Source organism: Actinosynnema sp. (assembly GCF_052038725.1).
In genome coordinates, this window is record NZ_JBQGCX010000195.1 from 1 (window position 1) to 5997 (window position 5997).

At 71.9% G+C, this 5997-nt stretch carries 6 protein-coding genes, 1 tRNA gene and 1 pseudogene; 3 read left to right on the forward strand and 5 right to left on the reverse strand.

Translation table 11 applies throughout. The annotated features are described in order from the left end of the window. Nucleotides 1-59: 59 nt before the first annotated feature. Both ACTUAL_RS03630 and ACTUAL_RS03635 read right to left on the reverse strand, forming a co-directional pair. Entirely contained in the window at nucleotides 60-902 is an 843-nt protein-coding gene (locus ACTUAL_RS03630; protein ID WP_440899262.1) for an SdrD B-like domain-containing protein, read from the reverse strand. Nucleotides 903-1079: 177 nt separating this feature from the next. Then, nucleotides 1080-2198, reverse strand: coding sequence for an SdrD B-like domain-containing protein (locus ACTUAL_RS03635; RefSeq protein ID WP_440899263.1), 1119 nt, complete (start codon nucleotides 2196-2198; stop codon nucleotides 1080-1082). A gap of 290 nt (nucleotides 2199-2488) precedes the next feature. Between ACTUAL_RS03635 and ACTUAL_RS03640 the strand changes: the two genes are divergently transcribed. Continuing rightward, nucleotides 2489-2764 carry a hypothetical protein gene (locus tag ACTUAL_RS03640; protein WP_440899264.1) on the forward strand — a complete coding sequence of 92 codons (276 nt, stop codon included), beginning with the start codon at nucleotides 2489-2491 and terminating at the stop codon, nucleotides 2762-2764. Nucleotides 2765-3165: 401 nt separating this feature from the next. Here ACTUAL_RS03640 and ACTUAL_RS03645 read toward each other — a convergent pair. Together ACTUAL_RS03645 and dcd are read right to left on the reverse strand one after the other, a co-directional pair. Beyond that, a pseudogene (locus ACTUAL_RS03645) lies at nucleotides 3166-3549 on the reverse strand (SdrD B-like domain-containing protein); the annotation flags it as partial. A 254-nt stretch (nucleotides 3550-3803) separates the two neighbouring features. Next, a complete protein-coding gene (gene dcd / locus ACTUAL_RS03650) occupies nucleotides 3804-4385 on the reverse strand; it encodes a dCTP deaminase (protein ID WP_096497420.1) in 582 nt (193 codons plus the stop codon). A 39-nt stretch (nucleotides 4386-4424) separates the two neighbouring features. On the opposite strand from dcd, the gene ACTUAL_RS03655 reads away from it, so the two are divergent. Continuing rightward, a tRNA-Gly gene (locus ACTUAL_RS03655) sits at nucleotides 4425-4495 on the forward strand. Here the strand turns inward: ACTUAL_RS03655 and ACTUAL_RS03660 are convergent. Next, nucleotides 4487-4612 (reverse strand): hypothetical protein, encoded by a 126-nt coding sequence (locus ACTUAL_RS03660; protein ID WP_440899265.1) that lies wholly within the window; start codon nucleotides 4610-4612, stop codon nucleotides 4487-4489. The genes ACTUAL_RS03655 and ACTUAL_RS03660 overlap by 9 nt on opposite strands. 536 nt (nucleotides 4613-5148) lie before the next feature. Here ACTUAL_RS03660 and ACTUAL_RS03665 point away from each other — a divergent pair. After that, complete coding sequence (locus ACTUAL_RS03665; RefSeq protein WP_440899266.1) at nucleotides 5149-5913, forward strand: hypothetical protein; 765 nt, start codon at nucleotides 5149-5151, stop codon at nucleotides 5911-5913. The last annotated feature ends 84 nt before the right edge of the window (nucleotides 5914-5997 follow it).

Below are 5997 nucleotides of genomic sequence, written 5' to 3' on the forward strand. Positions count from 1 at the left end.
CCGGTTCGGCGGGGCGCGGGAGGGGGTTCCGGCGCCGGGAGGGGCGCGGGAATCCTCGGTCAGGATTCTTCGGAATCGCCCTTCACGCCGAGGGCGCGGGTGGTGGTGTTGTTCTCGACGTGCCTGTCGGAAGCGCCGAACTCGCCGGGCAGCACTTCCAGGGTGATCTCCCCGGAGGTGAGCGGGGCGAGCACCCGGAATCGCGCGCCGAGGTGCTGGACGTCGCGGCGGGTCCGGTTCTCGGCGAACGCGCCGACCAGCTCGCCGCGCGCCGACCGGTCCGCCAGGTGCGGCACGCCGCCGACGCCCACGAGCGGCGCCAGCTGCTCCGGGAAGGTCAGCCGGGCGCCGAACCGGTCGTCCAGGTCGCCCCGGTAGGACACGCCGCCGACGACCGTCACGATCTCGCCGGGCTCGTAGCGGTCCTTCTCGGGGGAGATCACCAGCGTGGTGGCGTAGTAGTCGTTCGCGCCCCTGGCGAACCCGGCGTCGACCGAGGTCAGGTGCGGTTCCTCGGCGGTGATCACGATCTTCGCGAGGCCGTTCGAGCTGTCGACCCGCGAGTCCCCGCCCCCACGGGTCCAGGTCTGGCCGTCGTCCCCGCGGTTGGGCGTGCGCAGCTCGTAGTCGCCCGCCGGGAGCCCGGTGAAGCGGTACGCGCCGTCGACGTCGGTGTTCGTGCCCCGCTCCAGGCCGGTCCTGGTGTCGCGCAGGAACACCTGCTGGCCGGAGACCCCGTACTCGGCCGCGCCCCTGCGGCCGTCCGCGTCGAAGTCGCTCCAGACGATCCCGGAGACCGAGCCGCCGACCCCCTCGTCGGCGTTCGCGAGCCCGGCGGTGAAAACCGGGAGCAGCGCGGCGATGGCGAGCGCCGCGGCGATGAGCTTGCGGGTTTTGCGCATTTCCTGGTCCCCCACGGACAAGAACTTCGTGACGTGGGGAGGACGTCCCCGACAACGGTCGGGTTGCCCGTTCTCCGCGTTTTCCGGTAACGAGCCGACAACGTTCGGTGAACCCGCCCGTGACGCGCGGAGGGGCCGCCCCGCGCGGTCGCGGGACGGCCCCTCCGGGTCCGGTCGTCAGTCCTCGTGCGCGGCGCGGCGGCGGCTCAGGCTCACCGCGAAGGCCGCGCCACCGCCGACGAGCAGCACGGCGCCGAGCGCGAGCGGGCCGACCAGCGAGGCCCCGGTGCTGGCGAGCGCCTCCTGCCGCACCTCCTCGCCGTGCGCGACGGGCATGTAGACGTTCTTGGCGCCTGCCTCGGGCGCGGTGCTGCTGGGCGCGGCGGTCTCGGGCGCGGGCGCGCCGCCACCGGTCCGCCCGGCGCCCGCGCCCACCGGGGCGGCGGCGGCGCTGCTGGCCGCGACCGGCTCCCCGGTGGCGGGGATGGGACGCGCGAGGGCGTTGTTGGCGGGGTTGACGTCGGTGGCCCCGTGCTTCAGGGGCAGCACCTCCAGCCGGACCTCGGCGGCGCTGAAGGGCGCGTCGACCCGGAAGTCGTAGCCGACGAACTCGATCAGGCCCGCGCCCCGGTTCTCCTGGAACATGCCGGTGACCTCGTGCGGGCCGTCGGCCTTCCCGCTGGCGGGCATCCCGCCGACGCGGGTGAGCTTGGTCAGCCCGGCGGGCACGGTGAGGCGGGCGCCGAAGCCGTCCGGCAGGGGACCCTCGTAGTAGGCGCCGCCGACGATCTTCACGACCTCGCCGACCCGGTAGGAGTCCTTGACGGGTTCGAGGATGAGCTGCGAGACGGAGTAGTCGTTGCCCGTGGGGGCGAACCCGCCGTTGAGGCCCGTCACCGAGGGGCGCTCCTCGGTCAGGGTGACGGTGGCGGTCGCGACACCGCCGCCGGGCGCGAAGCCGGAGCCGCCGCCCGCTCGGGTCCAGGTCTGGCCCTGCGCGGTGCGGTTCGGCAGGGAGAGGGTGTGCGAGCCGAGCGCGAGCCCTCGGAACGAGTAGCTGCCGTCCGCGGCGGTGGTCGTGGTCAGCCCGCCCAGCGCGACGCTCTGGCCGGGGATGCCCGATTCCCAGGAGTTCAGCACGCCGTCGCTGTTCTTGTCGTTCCAGATGATCCCGGAGATCGCCCCCTCGTTCTTCTCCGGGATTTCCTCCTGGGCGTTGGCGATTCCGCCCAGGAGGAGCGGCGCCAGCGCGGAAGCGGCGAGGACCGCGAACGCTCTCTTGCGGGTGCTGCGCATTTCTTTCTCCCCCAGTTTTACAGCTCGACCGTGCTCGTGGCTGCACACTAGAGGACGCCCCCGCCGATGTCGGGTTGCGCCCGCCCGCGCACGTTCGGTAACAAAACGACAACGCGGGAACGGGTCGGCAAACACGTCTGCCGCACCGCGACGGGGGTCGCGGTGCGGCAGACCGAACCCGGGTGGGTGGTCCGGCCGGGGCGCGGCGGCGACGGCTCAGGCCGAAGGCCGCGACACCGGCGGTCAGCAGGGCACCCGCCAGGGCGATCAGGCCCACCGGGGACGCACCGGTGGAGGCGAGCGACTCGTGGTCCTGCGCGACCGGGGCCGCGGCGCTGGTGCCGGTCGCGGCGCTGGAGCTGGTCGGCGCGGGGGTGACGACCTCACCGACCGGCTGGGCGATCGGGTCGACCGCAGGGTCGGCGGTGGGCGTGACCGGGGCAGCGACGGCGGTGAAGGACTTCGCCGTCGTGTTGTTGCTCGCGTCGGGGTCGAGCTGGCGGAAGGAGCCGGGCTCGACCTCGAAGGTGATCTGGCCCGCGCTGATCGGCTTGGTCACCCGGTAGTGGGCGCCGAGGTAGGTGTAGTCGCCGGGGTACTGCTTCTCGTCGAGCACGCCCCTCAGCTGGGTCGGGGTCTCGGAGGCGAGGCGCATCCCACCGATGGCCTCGCCCTGGGCGGTCAGCTTCTCCAGCCCCTCGGGGACGGTGAGCGTGGCGGTGTAGTAGTCCCAGAAGGGGCCGTCGACGTGCGCGCCGCCGACGATCTGCACGACGTCCCCGACCTGGTAGGTCTCCTTCACCGGGTCCAGGAGGACGTCGTAGGCCCGGTAGTCGTTGGCCGCGCTGTCGGCGACGCCACCCTTGAAGCCCTCCGCGTTCGGGTGCTCGGCGTCCAGGAAGAACGGGGAGCCGGTCTGCCCGTAGATGCTGAAGCGGGAGTCGGGGCCCCAGCCGGTGAAGATGCGCCCCTCCTGGGCGTTCAGCCGCAGCTCGTACATGGCCATCGGGAGGTTCTCGAAGCGGTAGGTGCCGTCGGCGGCCGTGGTGGTGGTGACCGGGATGCCGGGCTCGGACACGGCGGGGTCGTAGTAGAGCAGCGTGACGCCCTGGCCCTCGACGCCCTGCTCGCCGGAGTCGATCCGGCCGTTGCCGTTGGCGTCGTTCCAGATCATGCCGGAGGCGGAGCCCTCACCCACCGGGATGCCGTCCTGGGCGGTGGCGACGCCGGTCAGGAGCAGCGGGGCGATCGCGGAGCAGACGAGAGCGGCGGCGAGGTGCTTGCGGGTGGCGCGCATTTCTGTTTCCCCCAGGAAGTTCGTTCTTGTTCTTCGTCGTGCTGCTTGGGACATCCAGAAAGACGCCTGCGCACCGGCCGGGTTGCGCCGGTTTCGCCGAGTTCGGTAACGGAATAACAACGCCGGAAATGACCTTGAAAATGACCGAAGCCGCACCACGAAAATGATCGTGGTGCGGCTTCCGGAAATTCTTTTCAGCGGTGGACCACAGGAGAGGACGCGCTTGCAGGGGGTGGGTTGCGCGGCGGTGCGCCGGATTCGGCAACGAAACGGCAACGCCCCTCGCGCGTCGTCGGCGCCGGGTGCCGTCAGCGCCGGGTGTCGGTGCGGCGGAAGTTCAGGTGCGCGCGCGACGGCGTCGGTCCGCGCTGGCCCTGGTACCGGCTGCCCGCCTCGCGCGAGCCGTAGGGGAACTCGGCGGCGCTGCTGAGCCGGAACAGGCACAGCTGGCCGATCTTCATGCCCGGCCACAGCGTGATGGGCAGGTTCGCGACGTTCGACAGCTCCAGGGTGATGTGCCCGGTGAAGCCGGGGTCGATGAACCCCGCCGTGGAGTGCGTGAGCAGCCCGAGGCGCCCGAGGGAGGACTTGCCCTCCAACCGGCCCGCCAGGTCGTCCGGCAGGGTCACCTGCTCGTAGGTGGAGCCGAGCACGAACTCGCCGGGGTGCAGGACGAACGGGTCGTCGCCCTCGGTCTCGACGAGCGAGGTGAGGTCGTCCTGCTGCACGGCCGGGTCGATGTGGGTGTAGCGGGTGTTGTTGAAGACCCGGAAGAACCGGTCGAGCCGCACGTCGATGCTGGAGGGCTGGACGAGGGAGTCGTCGAACGGCTCGACCACGAGCCGCCCGGACTCGACTTCTCCGCGCAGATCGCGGTCACTGAGCAACACGCTTGACAGGGTATGTGTATGATCGGAGCCGCACCGCAAGCGGGTGTAGTTCATTGGTAGAACGACAGCTTCCCAAGCTGTAGAGGCGGGTTCGATTCCCGTCACCCGCTCAGCAGGACGAAGGCCCAGGTCAGAGCCTCCACGAGGTTCACGACCTGGGCCTTCGCCGCGTCCGGGGCGCGGCGGGACGCGCCGGTCCCGGCGGACCGGGGGAACCCGCTCCCCACCTGGCAGAACACCCGCCCCGGCCGTTCGCCCCGGCCTGGGCGCGGGGCGCGACGCGCCCGGCGGACCGAATCACACGATCGAGTGAAGAGCTGATCAATGCCCGGCCGGTCCCGAGCGGCTTCCGGTGGTCCGGGAGGGCGGTTCGGCACCACCCGACGCGGCGCGAAGCGGCCTCCGGGACGCGCTCTGCGGGTCCCCGAAGCGGATCAGTGAGTGATCTTGGTCATCCTCAAGCCGGGCACGCCGGTTGCGACTGTCACCCTTCGCCACAGGGGTGAGTCACCGCTTCAGCGTGCACCCTGCGTGCGCAGGGTGGGGTTTGAAGGTTGACAGCGAAGTCTTGCTCACCCGGATCAGCGGGCGGTAGGGCCGATATCAGCGAAAACGGCCTCAAAAACTACCCCCCTGGAGCAGGGTTCCGGCGATCCGCAACCCGAGCCCGGCAGCACCACACGAAGTCGTGAACTTCGGTTCCCCGAAGGCTCGCGCGGGCGCGAGTGCGGTAAATGATCGACTTCACCCCAGACTTGCCGCCATGGGGGTGTACCGGTCCAAGCGGACCCGGCGCAGGTTGGTGCTGCTCAGCGCGCTACCGCTGGCCTTCGGTCTGCTGGGGTTGATCCAGCCCTGGCACGACGGGTGGTTCGCGAGCGAGTCGGTCTCCTACCAGGGCGGCATCCTCTTCGCGGCGGGCGTCGCGCTGCTGATGAGCGGGCTGCTGAACCGGGTCAGGCTGACCGAGGCGGGCTTCGCCCTCCACAACGGCAACGGCCACAAGCACGTGCTGCGCCGCGAGCACGTCGCCGAGATCTGGCACGTCGACTGGAAGCCCTCGCTCGTCTACGTGCGCGACCACTGGGGCCGGGTCTTCACGGTCCGGACCGCGGCGTACGACGTGGAGTACGCCCGTTACCTCGTCCAGGTGATGCGCGACCACTGGCGGGCGAACCTCCCGGAGATGCCCCCGGCCCGGCCCGCCACGCACCCCGGCTCGGCGCCGTCGATGCGCCCGGTGTCGCACCCCGGTTCCGCGCCGTCGATGCGCCCGGTCAGCCACCAGGCGTCCGTGCCCTCGATGCGCCCGGTCAGCCACCCGGCGTCCGTGCCCTCGATGCGCCCGGTCAGCCACCCGGCGTCGGTACCGTCCATGCGTCCTGTGACGCACCCGGCCTCAGCGCCGTCCATGCGCCCCGTGACACACCCCGGTTCGCACCCCGCGATGCGTCCCGCGGGCCAGGCCCCCGCCCCCCAGGGGCGGGCCGCCGGGTCCGCGGCGCCCCCGGCTCAGCCCACCACCTGAGCACCGGAGGACCGCCCTTGCCGCCCCCGCCCGCGGGGCCCGCGGGGACCCGCACCCCCACAAGCCCCGGCGCCCCCCCCCCCC